This window comes from Ochrobactrum sp. AP1BH01-1, from assembly GCF_018066705.1.
Classification (GTDB): domain Bacteria; phylum Pseudomonadota; class Alphaproteobacteria; order Rhizobiales; family Rhizobiaceae; genus Brucella.
Map to the genome: position 1 here is coordinate 48,840 of NZ_JAGPOU010000006.1, position 23,438 is coordinate 72,277.

Consider the following 23,438-nt stretch of genomic DNA (forward strand, 5'->3'; position numbering starts at 1 on the left):
GGCGCCGACCAGATCGGCGGCCTAACCGGCGCGGACCATATAGAGCGCATCCTCCGAATAGCTTCTCAGCTTTTCCTCCAGCGCCGGGAGATCGCGGACGACAAAGCCCTTCTTTTCCCAGAAGCCCTGCGAGCCATTAACGGCGACGAGCGACATGGTGACGAAGCCGTCGCGTTCGGCCTGCAAGGCCATCAGCTCAACGACGCGCGTGGCGGCACCGCCGGAGCGTGCTTCGGGCAGAAGCGCAATATCGTGAATGTAATAAGTGTTGGTATCTTCCGGCAATTCGCCCAGAACAGCGTTGAGGGCCGGAACCGTATCGAGCTTCCACGGATGACTGACGCCGTAACCCAGAATCTCGCTCTCGCGGGCAAGCACGAAACAGCCAGCCGGATAAAGCGTGAAGCGGTCCCGGAAGACCGCCTCATCCTCGAAAAAGTCGAGATGGACAACATTGGCGACGGCGGTCACGCTCGCAATATCATGCTCGTGCATGCGCCGCCATTCCGGCTGTACCATCTCTTCAACCATTTTCTCAAACTTCTCCGACGTTGAACTCAAGCGGTGTTGCCGCCTTGATTGCCTCTTGAGCCGTCAGTTCGTCAAGTGCTGCCTGTGGAATCTGTTCATCCACATAGAGCATGGCAATCGCATCGCCACCCGGATGGTCGCGTCCGAGCGAGAAGTTTGCGATGTTGATGTTGTGCTTGCCGCAGATCGTACCAAGCAGGCCGATCATGCCCGGAACGTCCTTGTTGGTGACGTAAAGCATGTGCGGACCAACCTCGGCATCGAGATTGATTCCCTTGATCTGGATGAAACGCGGCTTGCCGTCCGAGAAGCAGGTTCCGGCGATGGAACGCTCACGCAGGGTGGTCTTCACCGTCAGCTTGATATAGCCATCGAAGATGCCCGACTTGTCGCGCTTGACCTCCGAAACGATGATGCCGCGTTCCTTCACCATGATCGGCGCGGAAACCATGTTCACATCGGCGACCTGCGGACGGATGAGACCGGCCAAAGCCGCGCTCAGCAAAGCGCGTGTGTTCATGGTGGCGGTGGCACCGTCGAACAGCACTTCCACTTCCTGGATCGGCTCGTCTGTCACCTGACCGACGAAAGCGCCAAGCACATCGGCGAGCTTCACGAACGGTTTCAGGCGTGGCGCTTCTTCCGCCGTGATCGACGGCATATTGATGGCGTTGGAAACGGCGCCCTTCACGAGATAGTCCGACATCTGTTCGGCCACCTGAAGCGCGACATTTTCCTGCGCTTCCGCCGTCGACGCGCCCAGATGCGGCGTGCAAACGACATTGGGCAGCGAAAAAAGTTCGTTTTCGGTCGCCGGTTCCGTTTCATAGACGTCGATACCCGCACCTGCCACATGGCCGGACTTCAACGCCGCGACCAGATCCTTTTCCACGATCAGCCCGCCCCGCGCGCAATTGACGATACGCACGCCGGGCTTGGTCTTGGCGAGGTTTTCCGCGTTGATGATATTGCGGGTCTTGTCGGTCAGCGGCGTGTGCAGCGTGATGAAATCGGCGCGGGCGAGCAGCTCGTCCAGCTCGACCTTTTCAACGCCCAGCTCCTGCGCACGGGCTTCGGACAGGAATGGATCGAACGCCACCACATGCATTTTCAGGCCGATGGCGCGGGTCGCGACAATCGAACCGATATTGCCGCAGCCGACGACGCCGAGCGTCTTGCCGGTGATTTCCACGCCCATGAAGCGGTTCTTTTCCCACTTGCCGGCGCGGGTGGATGTGTCGGCTTCCGGCAATTGCCGCGCCACGGCGAACATCAGCGCAATGGCATGTTCGGCGGTGGTGATCGAATTGCCGAAAGGCGTGTTCATCACGATGATACCGCGGCGCGAAGCCGCCGGAATATCGACATTGTCCACGCCGATACCGGCGCGACCGACGACCTTGAGCTTTTTGGCGGCGGCAATCAGCTTTTCCGTGACCTTGGTGGCCGAACGGATCGCCAGACCGTCATAATCGCCGATGACTTCGAGAAGCTTTTCCTTGTCCTTGCCGAGATCGGGCAGATAGTCGACTTCCACGCCGCGATCCTTGAAAATCTGGACGGCAGTGGGCGAAAGCTTATCGGATACGAGAACGCGAGGTGCCATTGAGGCCTCCTTCAAACATTTTCAAACCATGCATTCCTGTGATGACGCAGACCGTTCTGCCTCAGGAAATGCGCTGTAATGGGAGAATGCGGACCGTGGCCGCCCCAACGCGGACCACGGTGTCATGCATGAAATGCGTATCAGGCAGCAGCTTTCAGCGCTGCCTTCTGCGTTGCAAAAGCCCAATCCAGCCAATGCGTCAGCGCTTCCAGATCGGAAGCTTCCACCGTCGCGCCAGCCCAGATGCGCAGACCCGAAGGCGCGTCGCGATAAGCGCCGATGTCATAGGCAACGCCTTCCCTGTCGAGAGCAGTGACGATGCCCTTGGCGAAAGCGGCCTGTTCGTCGGCTGACAAGGCGGTTACTGCCGGATCGACAATCGTGAGGCAGACGGAGGTGTTGGAGCGCGTCTCCGGCTTCACGGCCAGATTGGCGATCCACGACGTCTTTTCCACGAAAGCGTTCAGGACGGCGAAATTCGCATCGGCGCGCGCAACCAGCGCGTCGAGACCGCCGAGCGATTTCGCCCAGTTCAGCGCGTCGAGATAATCTTCCACGCAGAGCATGGACGGCGTGTTGATGGTTTCGCCAGTGAAGATGCCTTCGATCAGCTTGCCGCCCTTGGTCATGCGGAAAATCTTCGGCAGAGGCCATGCAGGCTTGTAGCTTTCCAGACGCTCGACAGCACGCGGGCTGAGGATCAGCATCCCATGCGCGCCTTCGCCGCCCAGCACCTTCTGCCAGGAGAAGGTGACAACATCGAGCTTGGCAAAATCGAGACGCTGCGCGAAAGCCGCCGATGTGGCGTCGCAGAAGGTCAGGCCCTTACGGCTTGCGGGAATGAAATCGGCGTTCGGGACGCGCGCGCCCGACGTAGTGCCGTTCCAGGTGAAGACCACATCGCGGTCGAAATCGACCTGGCTGAAATCGACAATCTCGCCATAAGGCGCCTCAAAGGTGCGCACATCTTCGAGCTTGAGCTGCTTGGTGACATCCGTGACCCAGCCCGAGCCGAAGCTTTCCCACGCGACCATGTCGACGCCGCGCGCGCCGAGCATGGACCACAGCGCCATTTCGACAGCGCCGGTATCGGATGCCGGCACGATGCCGATGCGGTAATCGGCAGGCACCTGAAGAATTTCGCGGGTAAGGTCGATGGCGTCTTTCAGCTTCGTCTTGCCGATTTTCGCGCGGTGCGAACGGCCAAGAGCTGCATCGACCAGCGCATTCAGCGACCAGCCGGGACGTTTTGCACAGGGACCGGATGAAAAATTAGGATTAGCCGGGCGAACTGCCGGCTTCGCAATCGTCGTCATGTTGTTTCTATCCTCTCAGATAGCACGCGTCTCGTTGGGGAGACGTGGCCCACTTACCGGGATAGCCGAAAGCGCGTTTTTCCTCAATACGGCTTTCGGGGAATATTTTAACGAAACCCGCCCGAATTGCTTCGGGCGGTAGAATTTCATTACCGTGTCGCCGTCTGCGTTTCGGGAGCATCGTCTTCCATGCGCGCATAATAGTTCGCGACCAGCGCACCCGAAATATTGTGCCAGACGCTGAAAACCGCGCTCGGCACCGCCGCCAGCGGCGAGAAATGCGCATTGGCGAGCGCAGCCCCAAGGCCGCTGTTCTGCATGCCGACCTCGATGCTGATCGCCTTGCGCTTGGCAAGCGACAGGCCCGCGAAACGCGCGGCGAAATAGCCGAGCAGCAGGCCGCAGCAATTGTGCAGGACCACGACCGCGAAGATCAGTAGGCCGGACTGGACGATGGCCGCCTTGTTGACCGCGACCACCGCCGCCACGATCAGCACGATGCCCGCCACAGACACCAGTGGCAGCATCGGCACCGCCGCCTTGACCAGTCCCGGCACCAGCTTCTGCAACACGAAGCCAAGCGCCAGCGGCACGAGGATTACCTTCACGATGCTGATGAACATGCTCATTGCATCCACCGGCAGATACTGGCTGGCGAAGAACCAGACGAGGAATGGCGTCACGAGCGGCGCCAGCAAGGTTGTGACGCTGGTGCAGGCAACGCTCAGCGCCACGTCGCCTTTCGACAGATAGGTCATGACGTTGGAAGCAGTCCCGCCGGGGCAGCAACCCACCAGAATGACGCCCGCCGCCACTTCCGGCGACATCGGAATGATCCGCGTCAGCAATACGGCGAGAAGCGGCATGATGATGAACTGCGCCAGCACGCCGATGGCGACATCGAAAGGCCGCTTGGCGACTTCGGCAAAATCCTTACCCGAAATGGTCAGGCCCATGCCGAACATGATGATGCCGAGCAGCACCACGATCCATGGCGCGAAAATGCTGAACGTGGACGGCAGCAGGAAGCCGAGAACGGCAAAGACAATGACCCAGACCGCAAAGGTGCGGCCAACAAAATCCGATAGTGCAGCGATTGCTTTCATAACCCCTCCCCTTTCAGGAAACGCATTCGACGCGTTCTGTCACCTGTAAGGATTTGGGGCGCATATGAAAACGAAAAATTCGCTGGCGCTTAAACAAATGAACTGGAAAGCGGGCCAGGAGGCCCGCTGCGATTATAGCGGGGCGCTAAGATGCTAACGCATCACGCCCTGGAAATGCTCAATTGCCGCACGGCCTTAACCAAGTCTCGATGAGGCTTGGTATTACCAGGTCGTAAAGCGCACACCGGCGCGCAACTGATGGGACTGAATGTCCTTATCGCTGAGCGTGATGCCTGCCGCACTCGCAACATCAGCACCCTCGATGACGCCATAGCGATAGCCGATATCGAGCTTGATATTGGATGCCACATCGATGCCGACACCCGCCATCAGCGCCCAGGCAAGACGATAATCATCGTCCGTCTTGTAGTCGCCATAGGCCGTATTGATGGAATAGCGCACATTGGCGAAGCCAAGGCCCGCACCAAGATAGGGCGTGAAACCATAATAATTGCCGAGATCGACATAGGCATTGGCCATCATGTCCCAGCTGCGAACGTCGACATCCAGGTCGTCGAAGCCCTGCTTGGAATAGCCGAGCGTCACGTCGCCGCGCAGATTATCCGTGAACTGATAGCCGACGCCGACGGACGGCACGACATTCTTGTCCAGGTCGTAGCTTTGCGATGCGCTCCAGAAAGCCGTCTCGGTCTGAACCTTGACGTTGGAGGAAATGTTATAGCCGATATCGCCGCGCAGATACCAGCCGGAGCCTACCTCGACCGGCTGCTGCGCCGGAGCGCCCGGCTCATAGCTGATCGTATCGAGATCGGCGGCAAAGGACTGCGATGCGATGCAGAATCCGGCCAGCAGCGCAGCCGGCGAACAGAAAGCACGCCATTGCATGTACATGATGAAATCCCCGCTTATGAATGTATCGTCATGTATGAATGAACATGGTTAAGATCGCATAAATATAGGGATATATTTACCGTATTTCTAAATGAATAAGGCCCGGATGACCGGGCCTCTTTTCGTTTCGGCAATTTGCTTTTTTACTTGTAAACGGGGCCGTCCACGATGGTCGAAACCTGCTGCGGGGCATAGGCTGGAGCTGCACCGCCGAACATGTAGCGCAAGCCCACACGCACGTCGTGCACGTTCATGCCCTTGTCGTAACCGTCACCGATCCACTGGTTGCCCTCGAACATCTTGCCGCCATTGATATGGCGATAACGATAGCCCGCATCGAGCTTGAGGTTCTGCGTGAGATCGACGGATGCACCGGCCATGAGCGCATAGGTAAAGCGCCAATTGGCAGCGCCTTCCTGCGTGCCGCCATACCGAACATCATCAAGGTCGCCCCACTTCACGCGAGTGCCGCCGATACCGGCGCCGACATAGGGCGTGAAGCCGGCAAAATTGCCGAGATCGACATAGGCATTGGCCAGAATGGAGAGGGCCGAGAAACGGCCGCGCTCATCGGAAGCGCAGTCGATATCGCCATTACAGGCCGAACCGTAGGTATGACCGTTGAACTTGGCGCGCGTCATGTAGTCGACCGTCAGGTCGGTGCGGAAATAATCCGTCACCTGATAGCCGACGCCGCCACCAACAAGGAACGAACCTTTCAGATCGCCATAAAGCGTGTTGCTGCCGAAGGTCGGCGAACCGCCGCCGCAGGTGTCGCAATTATCGATGGTCGCGTAATCCGCATCCTTGAACTTGGTCTTTGAGTAACCGATATCGCCGCGCAGATACCAACCACCCACAGCAGGCGGAGCGACAACGACTTCCGGTACAGGTTCAATGATATCGGCCGCCAGCGCGAGAGGTGCCATAACCGTGAGGGCAACCGATGCCGCCACACCGGCAAAAAGAGTTTTCGTAAGACGTTTCATATGTCTGCCCCATCGGAGAATCACGCCGCAGAAAGCGACGGGTACGGATGTTTGCGGGGAAGACTATTCGGCAAAAGTTAAATACAACTTAACGTTAAGTTTTGTATTGTGCTATTACGTTAAGCGACTTAGTTAGCAACTGCTAAATGAAAGGAGTTTCTTAACCATAGCTGTTAATGGTTAAAGAAGGCTGTATCGATGGAAGAAACCGACATTCGCCCCACCGCATATTCTTATGTGCGCATGAGTACCCAACAGCAGTTGAAGGGTGATTCGCTTCGTCGCCAGCTTGAACGCAGTCGCGAATATGCAGCCGAAAACAACCTCCGTCTGGACGACACACTGCACGATATTGGCGTCAGCGCTTACACTGGCGCAAACGTGCGATCCGGTGCGCTTGGACAGTTTTTGCAACTCGTACAAAGCGGACAAATCAAACGCGGTAGTTACCTGCTCGTGGAGTCGTTGGATCGTCTTTCACGACTGCAAGTTCGCAATGCGCTCGGCCCGTTCATCGAACTAATCAACGCCGGAATAACCATTGTAACGCTTGCAGATAAGCAGGTTTACTCGGATGCGACCGTTGACGAGAATTGGACGCAATTAATGATGTCGCTGGCAATCATGTCTCGCGCACATGAAGAGAGCCAGACGAAGAGTGACCGACTGCAACGAGCAGCAGAAGGCAGACGCAAACGGGCGCTTGCTGGTGAGACACGCTTTTCGCATCATATGTTTCGTTGGCTCGATCAAATCGAGATTGCGCCGGACAAATATGAGTACCGGCTGAACAAACATGCCGACACTGTGCGGCAGATATACGAATGGGCCGATGCAGGCATAGGCCAGATCGTAATTACTCGCCGTCTCAATGAGGCGAAGACCCCTACCCTTACGGGCAAAGGTGTGTGGCAACAGCCAACGGTAGGGTTAATTTTACGGAACGAAGCGGTGATCGGAACGTATCAGCCGGTTCATCGCGTTAACGGAAAGTCACAACCATACGGCGAAGCGCTGCGCGGTTATCTCCCCGCCACGATAAACGAGGAACTGTTCTGGCGAGTGCAAAAGAACAAGCGTGTTCGTAATTCAGCTGGACGAAAAGGCGAAAGGCTCACGAACTTAATCGGGCCGCTCGCAACATGCGCCCATTGTCAGGGCCGAATGCTCATTAAAACGGGCGGCGCTGCAAACAATCCTCAGAAGTACATTCGTTGCGACAACAATTACCGTGGCGGCACATGCACCGGACCAACCGGACAATTCCGGTATGATAAGGTTGAGAGCGCCATTCTCGACCACGTGAAGGAGTTTCATTCGTTCTCGGCCTTCGCTCGTGAGAACAACACCACCGGAAAGCAGCAATTGCAGGAGAAGATTGCGAGCCACGAAACCACACTCGCGGAATTGGAGAGGCAGCGCAAGAACCTTATAGCAGTTGCAGCATTGGCCGATAGAGACGAAGTTCGAGCCGAATTGATGCGCGAGTTAAGTGACCGTCGATCCCGTGAGGACAGCACGAAAGCCGAACTCGAAATATTTCGCGCGGATTTAATGACGCTGGACAGTGCAGAACGTAACGCTAACTCACTTGCCGAACGGATCGCCAGCGAGCGCACGATATGGGAAACCGGATCGGACGAGAAAGTCTACGAAAGCCGTTCAAAGATAGCGCAAGCACTCAAGCAGATTATCGACTTTATATCGTTCGACATGAATACGCGCTGTTTCCGTGTGATTATCGGCTTTGGTATTGTGGCTTACGAATTCGACAAGCAAGGTCGAATGACGAACAAGTTCGATCTTGCAACATCACATTCGTCGATTGGCGTGTCTCCGTTGAAAATGGAGCATTTCGCACAAGGAGATGAATCGCGACATGAAAAATTGTCAAAGGTTATGCGTGAGAAGCAAAAAGCTGGAGAAGCGGTACGCTTGGACACGAGCGGGCAGCCAATCAAAATGCTATACGACTACGAGCAAAAGTCCCACCGCACTAATGCCCTTTATGACGCCGTATTCAAAAAGACAGTTCATTTGCTCGCACCGGAAAGGCTCATTCATCGGGATTGGCCCATTAAGGCAACTTACGAGCAATACGATAATATTGTGCTCCCCGATGAATGGGTAAAACTGCAAGATAATCCTATCGAGCCAATCCTTGAGGATTTCACAGCACTCATGAAAGCGGCAATCGCAGCCCATTCAGTTGTTCTGGTGCGACGCAACGCAGACGAATCCACGTTGATCGACGTCGAAATCGTACCGATGAAGGACTTAGCCCTTACCCCCTAGAAAGGTCAACGTGCGCATTTTCAATTAGGTGATATGCCAATAATAATTTGATATTATTACACTTTTATCGCATGTGCTAATTTTGCGCTAGCTTCAAGCCCTGACTATATATTTGCACTTTTATGAGATCTCCATATAGATCGTGGTAAATACTCTAGTGTCGAACGTTCAGTAACCTTCAATCCGGCGGGATCATGAATCCATTGCACAACGGCTGGGGAGCACCACTTTTTATCGTATAGCCATTTCATTTCTCGAACACTCCGAGATTTTTACCGCGGTAACGGTGGGCGAAAATCATCTTGAGATTTTTAATTTCCGGCTGGTCGTCCTTGAAACGCACGACCGCCCACCCGTCCGGGTGCGCTTCAAACCATGCCGCAAGCTGCTCTATTTGCAGGCTGTCGACCGGCGTTTCACGCCGCGCCATAAAGCCTAATTCGCCGTGATAACTGCTGACAAAGGCCAGATCGCGCGTCGGCTGCGTCTTCACGATGTCCGCGACATACTCAAGCGTGTATCGCTTGAGAAAATTGTGCGAGGCGATCATCTGCCCACCGATGAAAAGCACCAGAACGGCGGCGAAAGCCTTGACCAGCGTTCGCGTTTCAAGCCTTTGAAGGCAATACGACGCAAGCATGGCGACGCCTGGCACCAGCGGGACGAGATAATGCGGCTGCTTTCCGCTTATCAGGGAAAAGGCGATCACGACCGGCACGAGCCAGAAAGCAAGAAAGCGCAAACCCTCGTGCCCGTTCAGCCCGGCCTTGGCATGGGACAGGCCGCGCCAGAATGACGGAAAGAAAAGCCACGGCATGAAAATGACCGGGATGAATGGCAAGTAAAACCAGAACGGGCGCACATGCGCGGCGTTGAAATTCCCCGTTATCCGCCCGGCGGTCTGATTCCAGACCAACCAGAATGCAAAGTCGCTATCCGCCGCTTTCAGAACGGGAACCAGCCAGAATAAAACCGGCAGTACGGAAACGGCAAGCGCGGCCAATATGCCGCCGTACCATTGCGCGGGCCGGGAAAATTCTTTCATCCAGAACGGGGCCAGAAGCGCGACCGGCAAGACATAGAGATAAGCCACCGGGCCTTTGGTCAACACGCCCATGCCAAAGCACAGGCCCATGAGCAGTGCATAGCGTAAGTGGCGTTCCTGCCGGAAATAGTAAAGGCAAATCAGGGAAAGAAGCACGAAGGCACACAGCACGAAATCAAACATGACCAGCGTGCCATAGATCATAAACGGAATGCCGCCCGCCATGATAAGCTGGACGCGCTGGCGGTCTTGGATTTCAGGGAAAAGACGCTTGCTTAAAAAGCCCGTCAGATAGACGCAGGCCATCGAGAACAGCACAATAGGGATAAGGCCCGCCCACCGGCTTATCCCGAATACCGACCATGAAAGATTTATCAGCCAGAATAGCAGCGGCGGCTTGTGGTGGTACGGCTCAAAATTCACTGTCAAGGGCTGGAGCCAGCCTTGGCGCAAAAACATTTCCCACGCGACCGTCATATAGCGCGTTTCATCAACCGGCAGCAAAGGCCGGAACGCAATGGCGGTCAAGAACAAGGCGAAGATAACGAAAGGGAGCCACAGATTTTTGGCTATGGTAGAAAAATTCACTAGGCAGGTCCTTGTACTTATTGAGCGACAACGGTTTGCTATTCCTTGCGCCGGATGAGGTACAGATTGCGCGCATAGATAAACAGGCCGGTGCTTTGGCCGAGAATGAAAACCAAGTCTTGCCGGTAAATCGCATACGCGCACAGGGCAAGCCCGCCGCCGATGCTGAAATACCAGAATGTGTGCGGAATAATGCTATTCCCGGCTTTTTCAGAGGCGATCCATTGCACGATAAAGCGCATGGAGAACATGGCTTGACCAAGAAAGCCTATGATAATCCACATGGTTTCAGAGGTGAGATATGCAGTCATTTGTAATTGTTCGCCCCACCGCCGATGCCAGCTGCATTCCACATTCAATACCCCATAAGTACAATCTCCGATGATGATTGCCTCGAAGGCATATTGCCTCGTGAACAAATCGGAAACCTTGTTGGCGTGATACGCGTTGTGAGTACCGTTGCCACTGCTAAATTCTCTTCCGATTAACCTAAAAAAATACGCATTTTGTTAGATTGTCATCTCGGCGATCCCTAAAGCACTGCACCCATTGAATAATTTTCGACGTCATTCTGCGCTCGCCCTTCCTGTCCTTTGGTAACATAACGAAAGGCATGGAAACTCTGCATTTTGTGAGGTTGTCATGAAACAAGCGCGTGTGCTGACGGACGCGGAATTCAAACGGTTGCTTGCAGTGGTCGCACAATCCCGACACGCAGGCCGCAATCGACTGGCGTTGATGCTGTCGCATATGGCGGGATTACGGGTCGGAGAAATTGCAGCGCTGACTGTGCGTGATGTGTTTGATGGAGATGGTTTTGTGCGGGCGCAATTGCGATTACGTGCTGAAATTACCAAAGGCGGTCATGCCCGAGTGGTTTTTGTCAACGAAAAGCTGCGCCGGGAGATCGAACGTTATTGCGGCGAATGGCAGGTTGAACGTTTGCCGGATGCGCCATTGCTTCTGACGCAAAAACACACTGCATTTTCCGCCAACACGCTTTGTCAGTTGATGGGCCAACTATATCGGCACGCTGGCCTTGATGGCGCAACATCGCATAGCGGTCGGCGCTGGTTCATTACCCGCCTTGCACATTCTGGCGTCAGTCCGAAAGTCATCATGACACTGGCGGGGCATCGCAATTTGACGACAACCCAGCGTTATATCGACGTGCGGGATGAAATGATGAAAGCGGCGGTCGATTTGCTCTGACCGCTGCTCATGCGGCAAAAGTTCGCTCAACGAACTTTTCCAGCGATGCTACGTGTGGCTTGGGGACTTCTATCCGTTTTGCCTTTGCGCCCCAGCAGCGGGTTTCGAATTCCTTCTTATAGAGGGAATGAGAGGCTGCCTTCATGCGCAAACCAAGCTGGCCGAATTTTGCGACGAGTTGTTCATGGCCCTCCCGCATCTTTTCCGTCCTGTCATCGTCGCCATCGGCGAACGTGCTTTTACCGGAGAGTTCCTCCAGAACCATGTTCCAACTCGTCATGGTGGAATAGCCAAGCGCAACCGCCTGCAAGGCAAGATAAGTGTCTTCGCCGTGCGTTCGGAAACTCCGATCGGGAAGCAGCAGTTCGCGGCCTTCCTTCCGAAAGTTCCTTACCACGATCATGCTGCCTTTGAGATCGGTGTTCTTCTTGAACACGTGATTGGCCGTATATGGATTGCCGTCGCCATTGAGCTCCTTATTGAACGGCACTTTCCGGCTATAAATGGGGGCGAACACGTCAACGCCATCGTAGGCAGTTACGCCGTTTTCAGCCATCTCCGAGAACAGACGGTAGCTGCTGTTATGGTTCTCGGCCTGCATCAGTACGGCATCGTCATCCATCATGATGCCCCAATCGAATGCGCTCATGTAAAGCTGATTGAAGCAATCGATGCGGTTCTCAATGAGAATGCGTGGCCCGACGCGGGAAATGTTGCCCCCATGCCCAGCCAGCAAGCCTAGTTCTTTGCTTGCGGCAACGTCTTCATCGCTCCAGTTCGAGGCAATGATGTGAACCGGGATGTCGGTCATCCGTCGCCACCATTCCAGTTGCCATTCAAGATCGAATTTCCGGCTTTCGCGCTGTTCTGGATCGCTGGGAAGGTAGCTCGTGATGAATGCTCCGAAAGCATTTCGGCAGGATAATGGTGTGGCCGGGAAGTTCGTCTTTTTTCTATGGTTCTTCTCGATCAATGCGTAGTTTCGGGGGCTATGATTGAGAGCGGCTGTAGCACTCGTAGCAGTGCTAGCAGGAGTCGAACTCGCTTTCGTTTTGCCAGAAGATTCGCCGGAGTTTCCCGATTGCGTTGAACCTTTTGATCCCTGCGGCGGCGTTCGTGGTGCAGGCGGCGTTGGTACGGTTGCCTGAACGAACGGTTCGCAAATCTGCGTCGGGTCCATCTTCCTTCCGATGATCAACGGCGATCTGTATTCCACGGTATCGCCATTGACGAAGGTATGTTCAATGCAAAATGCAGCGTCTTCGACTTCGCCGTGCGCGATGTATCCGCCAATGTCTTCCCCATGGGCGACGAAGGAATTCCAGACAGCCTGCGCATCGGCAGGCAAAAGCTCGTTTTGGGGCAACGTGGTCGTCGTGTCCTTGAACGCAACAGACCGATAGTTGGTGTTCATCATGCCAGACGTCTGTTCGAAACCGAGTTCGATATGCTTGCCGTTAAACACCCACTGGAACCGCTTCGGTCGCGAGATGAGCGTCGTCCTTTGCGCGTTTGCCTTCTGAAACAGGGTCATCGCGATATCGAGATTCTTGCTATCGCGTTGCATCGCGTCCAGCAGCATCGTGAAGTGCCGTGTGCGCAATCCGAGTTTGCGGCACTGCCGAAGCTTTCTATCTGCGTAGTCAGACACCGGTAACAATGTCAGACGCGTGGGGGATTTAGCGTTGTCGGCCAAGATCAGTTCGCTATTATCCTCATGGATCGTCCAAGCAGTGTCCTGCTGAAACTGCTGCCGGAAGATATCGGCCTTGGCCAGATCAAGAATGCGCTGTCCCTTGCCATTCAATTCGGGAAGCGCATGGGCGAGCGTGACCGTGGCATTGGTGAAGCTGTAAGCTTCGGAAAGAAAGCGGAGTTTTGTAACAGGGCCGTCTTGGGCATCCTCGTTCCAGATGGCAATGCATTGCAACTGATCTGCCGATGACAGTTTGCAGGTGCCGGAAATCAGATCGATGGCGCGATACAGAGAAAACAGCGGCTTGTCAGCAAGCGGATGAGTTGTAACGACCCTGTCACCTATCGCTTCCAGCAGGTACTTTTCGATTGTCGCGTCGCTATCGTCTTCGCGGATATCCACAAGGAAGGTCTGGCCGCCCTGCGAAAACAGCATCGACCGATGAAAGCCATCCGGCAGGCTGACACCCGGCAAAGCGGTTTTTACAATCGGCTTGCGCTTTAACTCTTCCGATATCGTATTCAACCGGACCGAACGCAGCTTTTCGGCCTTGGCTGTCGCCGGTCGGGCAAAGTGCTTGACGGCGAGAAGGTAACAGCCCGACACGCCGCCGTTGCTGACGAGCCAATCGACAAACTGCTGATCGCCGATTGTTTCCGCTGCGAGAGCGAGAACATTGGTCATCTGACTGCGCCACGATTTGCTCCGCTCACCGGAAAAGGCCAGATCGACAAGAGCATTGTAGGGATTGGCTTTTGTCACCTTGTTGCAGGCTTTTTCGTGGCTGCTCAGGAATCTTTCGAATGCCTGCGGGTCTTGGCGGATGTTTTCACCGAACTCGAAAATCTTGTCCAACGCGACATGCAACAGGTTTTCTGTCTTGCTCTCGTACTGTTCGAATGCACTGGCCGCACTTTTGATCGTGGCGAACTGTGCTTCGAAATAATTTTGGTCGCGAATTGTTTGTTTTTTAACCGCTATTCCCACTGGATGCCTCACGCACTTTATTCAAACCGGCGCAATCAGACGATGCAATCCTTAAAAATTTGCAGACGATCCCAATGCGAAAATTCTTTAACGGACGACATGATTAACAAGCCTTCAAAATATGCCATATACACCCCTGCGATCAGTCAGGAATTTGCGAAGCTCGGATATTCGCAGCACCTTAAGCGCAGCTTTGCGTTTCTGGAAACTGACCTGAACTTTCTCGACCCGAAGAGCGGCCTGTTTCACTATCCCTATGCGCTCTACAGTGCAGGTCAGGCCGCAAAGACGGCGAACTCGGCACTCGAAGACAACATCGTGAAGCTGCGTGACCGGAAGGCGACCACGGTCATCGGTGACAGCGGCGGCTTCCAGATACAGGGCAATAGGATCAAGTTCACTGGCGATCCGACGTGCGAACGCATGTTGCGCTGGCTGGAAACACATTCCGACTATTCGATGTCGCTGGATTTCCCCACAGGTGGCATCACGTCTGGAAACGTCGCCATGCATGCCGAGCGGCTGATAGCTGAAGGCCATAATCTCGATGCGATGTGCGCGGCAAACGACCTGTCACTGGATTTCAATGCCTGCCTGAAACAGTCTTTGCTCAATCTCGATTATTTCGTGCAAAACCGAAAGCCGGGGGCAACGAAACTGCTCAACGTCCTTCAGGGACGAAACGAGCCGGAAAGCAAGGCATGGTACGAGGCCGTGAAGGGTTATGGCTTCGAAGGCTGGGCCTTTGCTGGCGCGCACCAGAACTCCTTTTCGTTACTGCTCAACCGTCTTCATGACATGCGCAACGATGGCCTGCTGCAATCAGCGAAGTGGATACACATATTGGGCATTTCCACGCCCTCTATTGCCTACCTGTTCAACGCGCTGCAACGCTGCGTGACCAAAATAAATCCCGATCTCCAGATCACGTTCGACACGGCAGGCCCATTTATTTCCGCTGCGAAATTTCAGGCGCTGGTGACCCACCGGCTGGATAAGACCGGATGGACGTTCTCGACGGTATCCATGCCGAAAGAGGGAAGCCCCTCGGATGCCCGCTCTCTGAACGAGCTTGCATGGGAAATTGCACAACGTCGCCCGAAAGCCAAGCGAGGCAGTAAAGCCATCCAAGACGGACAGACCCTCTACGCGATCCCCGTGTCAACGACGGTCGGCGCACGTGTGGCGGTCAATGAAATCTGCGTCGGGTCGAACGGCTCGTCCGATCTCGACAATGATAGCATCATGATCCTCATGAACCACAACGCCGAAGCCTATCTGCGTGTGTTCAAGCAGGTGAACAGGATTTTCGACAATCCCAAAGAGTTCGAAACGGACATTCCCGTCTTGCTCAAAGGGCTGCGTTTCGCAATCGAAGACATCTGGGCCGATCCGCAATCGAAGACCAAGGATTGGGGGCAATTTCTCGACACACTGGCAGCAGGCTAGCCCGATTTCCCATTCGTATTTTCTGCAAGAAAGCACTTGAACGATGACAATTTCATATCGTGACCCGAACGCGCCCACCACCCGTCAATTGCGCTTTGCGTGGTCAGCGCTCTATTTCGTAACCATCGTCGTAAGCAATCTACTTCTGGTCTGGATGGCGCCGATTGAGATATTCGGTGTAGTCATTCCGCCCGCGATCATCCTGTTCGGCTTGGTGTTCGTATTTCGCGATTACGCCCAGATGGATTTAGGCCATTCCGTTCTGGCGGTCATGCTCGCAGCAGCATTGGCAACATACTGGCTGGCCGGCCCTGATATCGCGTTCGTGAGCGTAGTCGCGTTTCTGGTTTCGGAACTGGTCGATTATGTCGTCTTTTCGATTACGAAACGCCCATTCCTCCAGCGAATGTTGCTGTCTTCGCTGATCAGCGTTCCGGTTGATACCGGCCTTCTTTTCTACTTGCTCAACATTCTTGATGCCAAAACCTTGATGGTTGGCGTAGCCCTGAAAATGATCGGCACGACGATCGTTTGGGCGTTTTTGATGTGGAAGCAGTCTGCCAAGGTACAGCCAGCATGACAATTCATATAGTCGGGCTTGAGCAGCACCAGCAGCGGTATACGGTTGAGTGGGCGCACTATTTACCGCAGCAAATCCGTCATGCGCTACCAAATGAGCAAGTGTGTATCATAGAAGGTACGGCCAACCGGCAAGAAACGACGCCGGGGGCCTTCTTAAATTTTGCAGCGACAAATATCTTCAAGTCGCAGCAAATTGCCGAAATCGCAGATCTGTTTGAAAGGCAGGTAGTCAAAGCGGGTGATTGCTTTCTGTTTACGGATGCATGGCATTACGGAATTACAGCCCTGCGTTATATGAGCGATCTTCTGCAAATTCCTGTCCGAACGGTTGCTCTATGGCACGCTGCCAGCCACGACCCACATGATTTCCTCGGACGCATTCCTGACGTTACATGGGCGCGGCATTTTGAACGGTCGCTGTTTGAGGCGATTGACGTGAATGTGTTTGCAACGCAATTCCATGTCGATCTTTTCAAGAGCGTCCATCAAGTACAGGATGATAGCCGGATTTTACGAGCTGGCTGGCCGATGGAGTACATGCCGGGAATGCTTGCAACATACCAAAACCGGCAAAAGCGCAAACTCGTCCTCTTTCCGCACCGCATTGCACCGGAAAAACAGGTCGATATTTTCCGCGATCTGACAACCGAGTTTCCAGACTACGAGTTTCGTGTCTGTCAGGAGCGAAAACTAACCAAGCCGGAATATCATACATTGCTTGGTGAAGCCGTGGCCGTGTTTTCGGCAAGCTTGCAGGAAACACTTGGAATCGGATTGTGGGAAGGGCTTGTTTGCGGCGCAATCCCGATTGCGCCCAATCGGCTTTCCTACTCGGAAATGTATCCCGAAGATTGTCTGTATCCATCTGAATGGACCAGCAACTGGGACAATTATTTGCGGCATAAATCGCAATTGGTCGCGTTCTTGCGTGTAGCCCTGAGCCGTGCAGAGGTAGGCCGGTGGCGAATAGAAGCGCGCAATCTCGCAATAAATGTCGGTGACAGGTTTTTCGATGGTGGCAAGCTCTACCATGCACTTGGCATGAAGGCATAAATAGAATGTGAGCAAGATGCTGTTAGAGGGAGAAGACGCCCTCCCTCGCATAACAGGGTTAAGCCCACGGTTTCATTTGAGCCCGGATTGTTTCCTGACAGCAATCCGGGTTTTTCCTTTTCTTCCATTGCCTTCTTGGGCACCTATCGGAACTTCCGACCACGAACATCAACAATAGATCGATGCGCAATGTCCACGTTGATTGAACGCTTGAGTTCTAGCAATTCATCCGCATGATCTGCGGACATGTTTTCTAAAAATTGTTCCAATCGCCACGCAATACCGCAAAGGGTTGCAAGTCCCGGCTCCCGCTGGGTTGCAAGCAGATACGAATAATAGCGCGGACTGCGACCAAGCCAGATTGTCGAGAATTCCATTTGCGATTTTGTAAGGCGTGCCTGGTGCATGGCCGCATATATTTCTACAAGCTTCATTATACCTATCCTATTGAAAAATATATTTAATTCAGAACATAGGAGGTGTTAAAATGGTGCTTTATAAATAGCACGTTATTTCAAAAAGGAGATTTTTATGACGAGCGCCATGTGGAAGCTAAGGAATGCGATTTGGGCCGCGCCCGGATATATTGATCGGGACGACAAGAAGAGATTTCGCTGGCTCAGCGAAGGGAACGAACAGCAACGGACCGTGCTGATGGAATCCCTCGGCTACGGTCATCCGCTACGAGGAAAGGCTACCCGCTGCGGGAGGATTGAGGATCCCGACACCAACTACATGCGGCGTTGCGGTATCCCATTGTGTCCGCGCTGTTTCATGACGGAGCGGAGCAAGCAGATAAAGCAAGCGACACGACAGCGGTTCGTCGGCGTGCCCAATGAGCAATTGGCGTTCGCGACGATCCTTTTACCGATGGCAACCATGCTTTCCGATGTCTCCGATATCATCGACACCGAGAAAACGCGCATTCGCAATATGGTGAGCCTGAAACGCCGGAAGGACAGCCGCTGGGACAACTTCGAAATCCTCGGTTGGTGGGAGACTGACCGGATGACGTACAGCGATTTTGAAGGAATGGGCCGTAACTCGCAGATTGCGCTGGAACAGCTTGGCATTCCCTTGGTCTGGTCCGACGACACGACTATCTGGCGACCACACCTTCATGCGATTGTTCGGCTGGATCAACTCTCCGTTTCCGAGGTCGCCGATGCCTTCCGCAACAACGGATACGGCGCAGCCTATCAGGTCGATATCAAACCGTTTACGGCCAGCCAGAGGGTCGGCCTCAACATCAAATCGGTGATCCAGTACGCGCTGAAGTTCCGTATCGAAGCGGATTTCAAGGCGGCTGATAGCAACTGCAGTTCTGGAAAATATGATCTGGCCAACAGGAAGTGGTGGCCAGCTGAAGATGTCAAGACATATGCGGAATGGCTCTGCGAGAAAAACTCGGGGTTTCAGTCGCTTCGCTTTTCCTTGGGCGTGAAGGGCAAAAGAGCCAGTGCTGGTGTCGCAAATTCGGCGTCGAATGATTTGTCGGCCAAGCCGGGCACATCACAGATGCAGGTCATTGCTGATGATGATCTCGACGGTATTGAATTGGTCGACGAAGCATTCGATGACCGTTTCGATCAGACAGATGCTGTCGAAGTCGATGATGGTTTTCTTGATGAATACTCAGCTCATGGGATTTGTGTTGAAGACGAAGGAGTTATTAATTGGGGAAGTTCTGTCAATGATATAAGGTATAAGAACCCTTATACAGATACGAACTGGACAGAAGACGAGAGCGAAGAACTTTGGAACCATGAGGCATATGATGTTGGCCGGTCATTTAAATTTGCCGGAAATGTCATCAGTCTGAAAGAGCGTCTGCATAGCATTGCCCTCGCTCAGCGCGATGGCGCTTCGACCGGCAGTATGGGACGTCGATGAAAGTTTGTTGAACAAACTTTTGCGGGGCAACTTCATCGCTATCGTTAAGAAGCAGAGAAGCGTCAAGGAACGAGGACAAGGCCAGATAAGCAGCCAAGCAGCATCCGATGATAAACGCTTGCCGTTGACGCTCTATGATGATTGCTGAAAAAGACAAACCCCATGGGATCATATTGATCCCATGGGGTTTGAAGACAGCACAGATATCTGTGCTGTTATTCAGTTTTGTGCAGCTGCTTCTTGCGTTCTGCCGATGCCGCAGCCAGTTGCGCATCAAGCTCACCAGCGCGAACAGCTTCGATCAACGTATCGAGAATTGCAGGCAGCGCCTTCAATTCGCTGACCTCGATGGCGTTCTTGTCCTTGGCGATTTCGATGGTCTTGCCAGCATAACGTAAGACAAAAAATGTCTTGCCCATAAGATCTTCGAACCAGCCCTGACGAACACGTCGCAGTGCCTCCGTCTGGACCTTCTGCCCTTCGGCGTTCGTGCGCCAAACCTTGCGGAAGGTGTGATACTTGCGACCCTCAAGCGCCGCAGCAACCATGAGTTTCTGCTCGGAGAGTGCCGCGATCATTTTTTCTCGTGACCGCAAAACAGGGTCGTTCGTGCGGGCGGGAGCTGCGGTTGCAAGCTTAAGCGCCTTGAGATGGGACATGCTGTGATCCTTTCCGAAACGTCGTTGTTTCGTCCCGGATATAGCCGTCGGCCAAAAGGGCGAGCGAAGAATGAGGATATTGCGCGTTCTATTGCTTTAAGTTCGCAAAGCGCTGTACGTATTGCTCATCATTCAGCAACTCTAGGCCGAAGCGGACATCAGCAATAACGCTGGCAGTAACCTTGCTTGCGTGCAACGTATCGCTAGTCGGAGTATCGCTGATTGTAATATACTGATAGATAGCTTTCGGAGCGTAGGTGCCGAATGGCTTTCGCATCGATGTCCTAAATTTACTTGATGCGATGTGGCTCCATGTTGTGATGTTGACGATTCCGTTATGAATATCGGGATCGAAAAACCAGCGATAATCATCGCTGGCTTCTATTATACCCCGTGCATCAAAATTTTTGCGAACCGCACTTTGGCTGCGTGGTATTCTGAAATAATCGCAATCAATCAGCCGACGATATTGGTTCCCTTGTATCTGGATCGTCAGATTAAACTGATTTGAGGCAATCCAGCGATGCAACTCGACCGTGACACACGGCTGTTTGTTAAAGAGCGCCGACCACGTTTTACAGAAGATGACCCCAGACCGTTGGAGGTCCTTTTCCTGCTTTTCATCAGGATTGACCACAAGATCGGGCAGACCTAGTCGCAACGCATGTTCCAGATCGAACTGCATTTCGTCGGCACTGTGTTTGGATATGGTATCCAGAAAGCGTATTTCGTCCAAACGGCATTGCCATTCGTTCGTCAATCCGAACCAGTAGATTTTGTCCCTCGCTTGGCTGGGCGCCACTAATACAGCATCCGCGATAGAAGCGATAGCCGAAGTCATCTCGCAGTAGCTGGCTACAAATTCTCGGTCACGGAATGAGACGTTCTGGTTTTGATTAAGCCATCCATTTAACCTATCGGCAAAATCGGCATAAAGAACCTGCTGCCAACCTATTTGGGTTACGTCAAATGATGCAGGCACCAGAGTGAGAAGAACACGCGAATGAGCGGGGCTTTTATCGGCGTATCTCTCCAATTGCGCTCGCCGCGGAATATCTTTGAACTTGTTTTCAATGATGCAAAATGGAGGCTCGCATTCACGCTTTAGCGCTAAATCGATATTGTGTTGTTCTCGAATAACCGAAAACGGCTTGGTTACATCAATATCGAAGCAGTTCACAGCGTCTGGGTAGGCCATTAAAAGCCATGCAATGAAGTTCGAGTGAAACAACTCTTTGGAACCCAACGACATATGGAATATCGGCGAGCGATTGAGTTTCTCCGTGATCGCAATCAAATCAATGCGTTCACTTCCTGCCATTAGGTGCCTCTGAATATGCATACAAAACGGGCCCCGCTATCTCTTCAAGTTGACCAGAACGTCCATAAGCTCTGAGCCTGTCTGGAATACCTTCGAGTTGGCCGTATAGCTACGCTGCGCCTCGATCATGTCGGTCAGTTCTTGTGCAATATCAACGTTCGAGTTTTCCAGCGCACCAGTCCTGATTTTGCCGTTGCCGTTCGACGCGGCAGTTCCTAGCGTGACATCGCCAGATTCAGCGGAAGGTGAGAACACGTTGCCGCTGATGACGGTCATTTTGTCCGGGCTTGCAACATTGGCGATCGCGAGTTGATAGCGTGCGAGCATGTCACCGTTTGCCGAACGATCATAAACGATGCCGTCTTCACCTATAACGGTATCGACGGTCGCGCTTGGGGCTTGCCCGTTCAGTTCAACAGCCGATATCTGATAATCGCCTGCAAGCTGTGTTGATGCTGCAAGATCAAGTGTCATGGTCTGGCCGTTGGGTATTGCTATCTCAAGCGTACCACCTTCAAGGAGCTTGCCGTTTTGAGGATCAAACCGCATGAGCGACGTCGCAAGGGGCGCGCTACCCGGAGCACCGTAGGGAAATCCGCCCGATGGTGACGCATCGTTCCGATTGAAGACGGCGACTTCCCAGTTGAAATCCGCACCCTTGGTGAAATAGACATCCAGCGTTACGGCCCGTCCCTGATCATCATAAGCGATCAATGAGGTCTTATGCGAATAGGCGCTGTTTGCCATATTATCGGCAGGCGTATTGCCGAGCACCGAAGGCTTGATGACTGGATCGGTCGCTGGAAGGTTCAGCGCTGCAAATATCCCCTCATTATCCATCAGGCTGGAGTCGGCCAAAGACATACTGTCGCTGAAATCGATGGGCCAGGTCTCCCCGCCCGGAAGCGTCACATTGAGACTGCCGCCACTGATCAGCGAACCCGTCGCGAGATCGAATTGAAGCGTTGTTTGGCCGAGCGGGGCACTACTGTAAGGAAACGGAGCTCCAGCCCCGGTACTTGTCGCGTCAGCAGCGTTGTAGACAGCCACTTCCCATGTGTCCGGCCCTGTACGCGTATAATAGACGTCGAGGCCGACATTGTTTGGGAACCCTGCATAGCCTCGCAGGCTCATCCGTTCAGTCGGGGCACTTGCGGCGCTATTAGCGGATGCTGGCAGCTCACCTGCTGCCGTGTCGAGGATCGGTGCCAGCGTGGACAGGTTCGTATTGATCTTTACAGCTGGCGTCGAACCACCCGTTATTGCCTGCGTGAAGCCGGAAAGATCAACGAGGAAGGGATCATTCGGATCGAAGCCAACAATCGGATTGCTGTCGATCAGATCTCCGGTCCCCGGATCGAAGTCGAGCTGGACGGAGCGCAATTCAACATTGCCGCTCGTCAGGTCATAGGGAAACCCTGTTGATGGCGCACCATCAGTTTCAACGATGGTTACCTCCCAGCGGTTATCAGCAATCTTCGTGAAATAGGTCTCGGTCGTCACAAATTCGCCAGCGCTATTCAGGCTAGCCGTCGTCAGCTTGCGGTTCCACGCGCTATACGGGCTATTCTCCGATGGTGGAACATTGACGATTGCTTGTCCCACGTCTGGACCATTCGCAGGCAGATTTACAGTGAAAGTGCCATTGGTTGTAGGCTCTGCCGGAAAGCTGCTCTGTCCGAGCGTGATAGGCACCATGCCATCAAAGCCGTTACCCGCGCCTGTGAACGGATAGGGATAGCCCATGAGGGTAAAGCCAGCCACGTTCACCAGATCGCCATTCTTGTCCGGTACGAACGATCCAGCCCTCGTGAGAAAAGGCATGCCATTGGCATCCTGCACAACGAAGAAGCCATTGCCGTCAAGAGCCAGATCGGTGGTAGAACTCGTGGACGTCAATCCGCCCTGCGCACCGATGTTATGACGCACCTGCGTCAGGACACTGCCGGAATTGTAATTGCCAGACGTTGATGGCAGCACCAGTGACGAAAACTCTGTCGAACCGCGCTTGTAACCATTTGTGCTGGCATTTGCGATATTGTCTGCCACTGCGCTAAGCTTATTTGCCTGAGCGTTCATTCCTGAAACGCCCGTACGCATCATTCCGTACAAACCCATTGAATTGCCCCCTAACCCAAACCTATTTGTGCCGTCTATAGCTTGCGTGAAGCTTGACATTACCCGCTATGGTTTCACGC

General features: G+C 53.8%; 19 protein-coding genes and 1 pseudogene. 6 read left to right on the forward strand and 14 right to left on the reverse strand.

The features are described 5' to 3' along the window. Window positions 1-21: 21 nt before the first annotated feature. From J9800_RS20005 to J9800_RS20030, 6 genes are all read right to left on the reverse strand, one after another. Entirely contained in the window at window positions 22-531 is a 510-nt protein-coding gene (locus J9800_RS20005; protein WP_114216886.1) for a GNAT family N-acetyltransferase, read from the reverse strand. Window positions 532-535: 4 nt separating this feature from the next. Further along, window positions 536-2,137 carry a phosphoglycerate dehydrogenase gene (gene serA, locus J9800_RS20010; protein WP_112591465.1) on the reverse strand — a complete coding sequence of 534 codons (1,602 nt, stop codon included), beginning with the start codon at window positions 2,135-2,137 and terminating at the stop codon, window positions 536-538. Window positions 2,138-2,277: 140 nt separating this feature from the next. Further along, window positions 2,278-3,453, reverse strand: coding sequence for a phosphoserine transaminase (locus tag J9800_RS20015; RefSeq protein WP_114216887.1), 1,176 nt, complete (start codon window positions 3,451-3,453; stop codon window positions 2,278-2,280). A 149-nt stretch (window positions 3,454-3,602) separates the two neighbouring features. Further along, window positions 3,603-4,559 (reverse strand): bile acid:sodium symporter family protein, encoded by a 957-nt coding sequence (locus J9800_RS20020; RefSeq protein WP_112591461.1) that lies wholly within the window; start codon window positions 4,557-4,559, stop codon window positions 3,603-3,605. A gap of 222 nt (window positions 4,560-4,781) precedes the next feature. Continuing rightward, the gene (locus J9800_RS20025) at window positions 4,782-5,471 is read right to left on the reverse strand and encodes an outer membrane protein (RefSeq protein ID WP_114216888.1); all 690 of its coding nucleotides are present in this window, start codon (window positions 5,469-5,471) and stop codon (window positions 4,782-4,784) included. Between the two features lie 143 nt (window positions 5,472-5,614). Next, window positions 5,615-6,460 (reverse strand): outer membrane protein, encoded by an 846-nt coding sequence (locus J9800_RS20030; protein ID WP_114216889.1) that lies wholly within the window; start codon window positions 6,458-6,460, stop codon window positions 5,615-5,617. Window positions 6,461-6,658: 198 nt separating this feature from the next. Here J9800_RS20030 and J9800_RS20035 point away from each other — a divergent pair, with 198 nt between their 5' ends. Further along, on the forward strand, window positions 6,659-8,755 hold the full coding sequence (locus tag J9800_RS20035) for a recombinase family protein (protein WP_112591455.1): 2,097 nt from the start codon (window positions 6,659-6,661) through the stop codon (window positions 8,753-8,755). Window positions 8,756-9,002: 247 nt separating this feature from the next. Here the strand turns inward: J9800_RS20035 and J9800_RS20040 are convergent, their stop codons facing one another. Both J9800_RS20040 and J9800_RS20045 read right to left on the reverse strand, forming a co-directional pair. Next, window positions 9,003-10,532 (reverse strand): ArnT family glycosyltransferase, encoded by a 1,530-nt coding sequence (locus tag J9800_RS20040; RefSeq protein WP_162707520.1) that lies wholly within the window; start codon window positions 10,530-10,532, stop codon window positions 9,003-9,005. Further along, window positions 10,427-10,699 (reverse strand): lipid-A-disaccharide synthase N-terminal domain-containing protein, encoded by a 273-nt coding sequence (locus J9800_RS20045; protein WP_112591451.1) that lies wholly within the window; start codon window positions 10,697-10,699, stop codon window positions 10,427-10,429. The genes J9800_RS20040 and J9800_RS20045 overlap by 106 nt, the downstream gene beginning before the upstream one ends. A gap of 346 nt (window positions 10,700-11,045) precedes the next feature. Between J9800_RS20045 and J9800_RS20050 the strand changes: the two genes are divergently transcribed. Continuing rightward, window positions 11,046-11,600: a tyrosine-type recombinase/integrase gene (locus tag J9800_RS20050; RefSeq protein ID WP_353618745.1), complete on the forward strand. Its 555-nt coding sequence runs from the start codon at window positions 11,046-11,048 to the stop codon at window positions 11,598-11,600. A gap of 7 nt (window positions 11,601-11,607) precedes the next feature. Here J9800_RS20050 and J9800_RS20055 read toward each other — a convergent pair whose 3' ends face one another. After that, the gene (locus tag J9800_RS20055; protein ID WP_162707519.1) at window positions 11,608-14,163 is read right to left on the reverse strand and encodes a hypothetical protein; all 2,556 of its coding nucleotides are present in this window, start codon (window positions 14,161-14,163) and stop codon (window positions 11,608-11,610) included. A 219-nt stretch (window positions 14,164-14,382) separates the two neighbouring features. On the opposite strand from J9800_RS20055, the gene J9800_RS20060 reads away from it, so the two are divergent. From J9800_RS20060 to J9800_RS20070, 3 genes are read left to right on the forward strand one after another with little or no spacing between them, the layout of a single operon-like run. Continuing rightward, entirely contained in the window at window positions 14,383-15,732 is a 1,350-nt protein-coding gene (locus J9800_RS20060) for a hypothetical protein (protein WP_112591445.1), read from the forward strand. Between the two features lie 43 nt (window positions 15,733-15,775). Continuing rightward, window positions 15,776-16,312, forward strand: coding sequence for a VUT family protein (locus tag J9800_RS20065; RefSeq protein ID WP_112591443.1), 537 nt, complete (start codon window positions 15,776-15,778; stop codon window positions 16,310-16,312). Continuing rightward, a complete protein-coding gene (locus J9800_RS20070; protein ID WP_162707518.1) occupies window positions 16,309-17,367 on the forward strand; it encodes a glycosyltransferase family protein in 1,059 nt (352 codons plus the stop codon). The genes J9800_RS20065 and J9800_RS20070 overlap by 4 nt, the downstream gene beginning before the upstream one ends. 143 nt (window positions 17,368-17,510) lie before the next feature. Here the strand turns inward: J9800_RS20070 and J9800_RS20075 are convergent, their stop codons facing one another. Further along, window positions 17,511-17,801 carry a DUF6626 family protein gene (locus tag J9800_RS20075; RefSeq protein WP_112591439.1) on the reverse strand — a complete coding sequence of 97 codons (291 nt, stop codon included), beginning with the start codon at window positions 17,799-17,801 and terminating at the stop codon, window positions 17,511-17,513. A gap of 97 nt (window positions 17,802-17,898) precedes the next feature. On the opposite strand from J9800_RS20075, the gene J9800_RS20080 reads away from it, so the two are divergent. After that, window positions 17,899-19,260, forward strand: coding sequence for a hypothetical protein (locus J9800_RS20080; protein WP_112591437.1), 1,362 nt, complete (start codon window positions 17,899-17,901; stop codon window positions 19,258-19,260). Between the two features lie 215 nt (window positions 19,261-19,475). Here J9800_RS20080 and J9800_RS20085 read toward each other — a convergent pair whose 3' ends face one another. The 4 genes and pseudogenes from J9800_RS20085 to J9800_RS22320 form a co-directional block, all read right to left on the reverse strand. After that, entirely contained in the window at window positions 19,476-19,919 is a 444-nt protein-coding gene (locus J9800_RS20085; protein WP_112591435.1) for a DUF6641 family protein, read from the reverse strand. Window positions 19,920-20,007: 88 nt separating this feature from the next. Continuing rightward, the gene (locus tag J9800_RS20090) at window positions 20,008-21,240 is read right to left on the reverse strand and encodes a PDDEXK-like family protein (RefSeq protein WP_162707517.1); all 1,233 of its coding nucleotides are present in this window, start codon (window positions 21,238-21,240) and stop codon (window positions 20,008-20,010) included. 36 nt (window positions 21,241-21,276) lie between these two features. Then, complete coding sequence (locus tag J9800_RS22145) at window positions 21,277-23,289, reverse strand: flagellar hook-basal body complex protein (protein WP_502710101.1); 2,013 nt, start codon at window positions 23,287-23,289, stop codon at window positions 21,277-21,279. Then, window positions 23,290-23,418: pseudogene (locus tag J9800_RS22320) on the reverse strand (hypothetical protein); the annotation flags it as partial. Window positions 23,419-23,438: the final 20 nt, after the last annotated feature.

Bases quoted from the DNA above. Each gene is read 5' to 3' on its own strand.
- J9800_RS20005 (WP_114216886.1), bottom strand. From the start codon at position 531: ATGGTTGAAGAGATGGTACAGCCGGAATGGCGGCGCATGCACGAGCAT.
- serA (WP_112591465.1), bottom strand. From the start codon at position 2,137: ATGGCACCTCGCGTTCTCGTATCCGATAAGCTTTCGCCCACTGCCGTC.
- J9800_RS20015 (WP_114216887.1), bottom strand. From the start codon at position 3,453: ATGACGACGATTGCGAAGCCGGCAGTTCGCCCGGCTAATCCTAATTTT.
- J9800_RS20020 (WP_112591461.1), bottom strand. From the start codon at position 4,559: ATGAAAGCAATCGCTGCACTATCGGATTTTGTTGGCCGCACCTTTGCG.
- J9800_RS20025 (WP_114216888.1), bottom strand. From the start codon at position 5,471: ATGTACATGCAATGGCGTGCTTTCTGTTCGCCGGCTGCGCTGCTGGCC.
- J9800_RS20030 (WP_114216889.1), bottom strand. From the start codon at position 6,460: ATGAAACGTCTTACGAAAACTCTTTTTGCCGGTGTGGCGGCATCGGTT.
- J9800_RS20035 (WP_112591455.1), top strand. From the start codon at position 6,659: ATGGAAGAAACCGACATTCGCCCCACCGCATATTCTTATGTGCGCATG.
- J9800_RS20045 (WP_112591451.1), bottom strand. From the start codon at position 10,699: ATGACTGCATATCTCACCTCTGAAACCATGTGGATTATCATAGGCTTT.
- J9800_RS20060 (WP_112591445.1), top strand. From the start codon at position 14,383: ATGATTAACAAGCCTTCAAAATATGCCATATACACCCCTGCGATCAGT.
- J9800_RS20065 (WP_112591443.1), top strand. From the start codon at position 15,776: ATGACAATTTCATATCGTGACCCGAACGCGCCCACCACCCGTCAATTG.
- J9800_RS20070 (WP_162707518.1), top strand. From the start codon at position 16,309: ATGACAATTCATATAGTCGGGCTTGAGCAGCACCAGCAGCGGTATACG.
- J9800_RS20075 (WP_112591439.1), bottom strand. From the start codon at position 17,801: ATGAAGCTTGTAGAAATATATGCGGCCATGCACCAGGCACGCCTTACA.
- J9800_RS20080 (WP_112591437.1), top strand. From the start codon at position 17,899: ATGACGAGCGCCATGTGGAAGCTAAGGAATGCGATTTGGGCCGCGCCC.
- J9800_RS20085 (WP_112591435.1), bottom strand. From the start codon at position 19,919: ATGTCCCATCTCAAGGCGCTTAAGCTTGCAACCGCAGCTCCCGCCCGC.
- J9800_RS20090 (WP_162707517.1), bottom strand. From the start codon at position 21,240: ATGGCAGGAAGTGAACGCATTGATTTGATTGCGATCACGGAGAAACTC.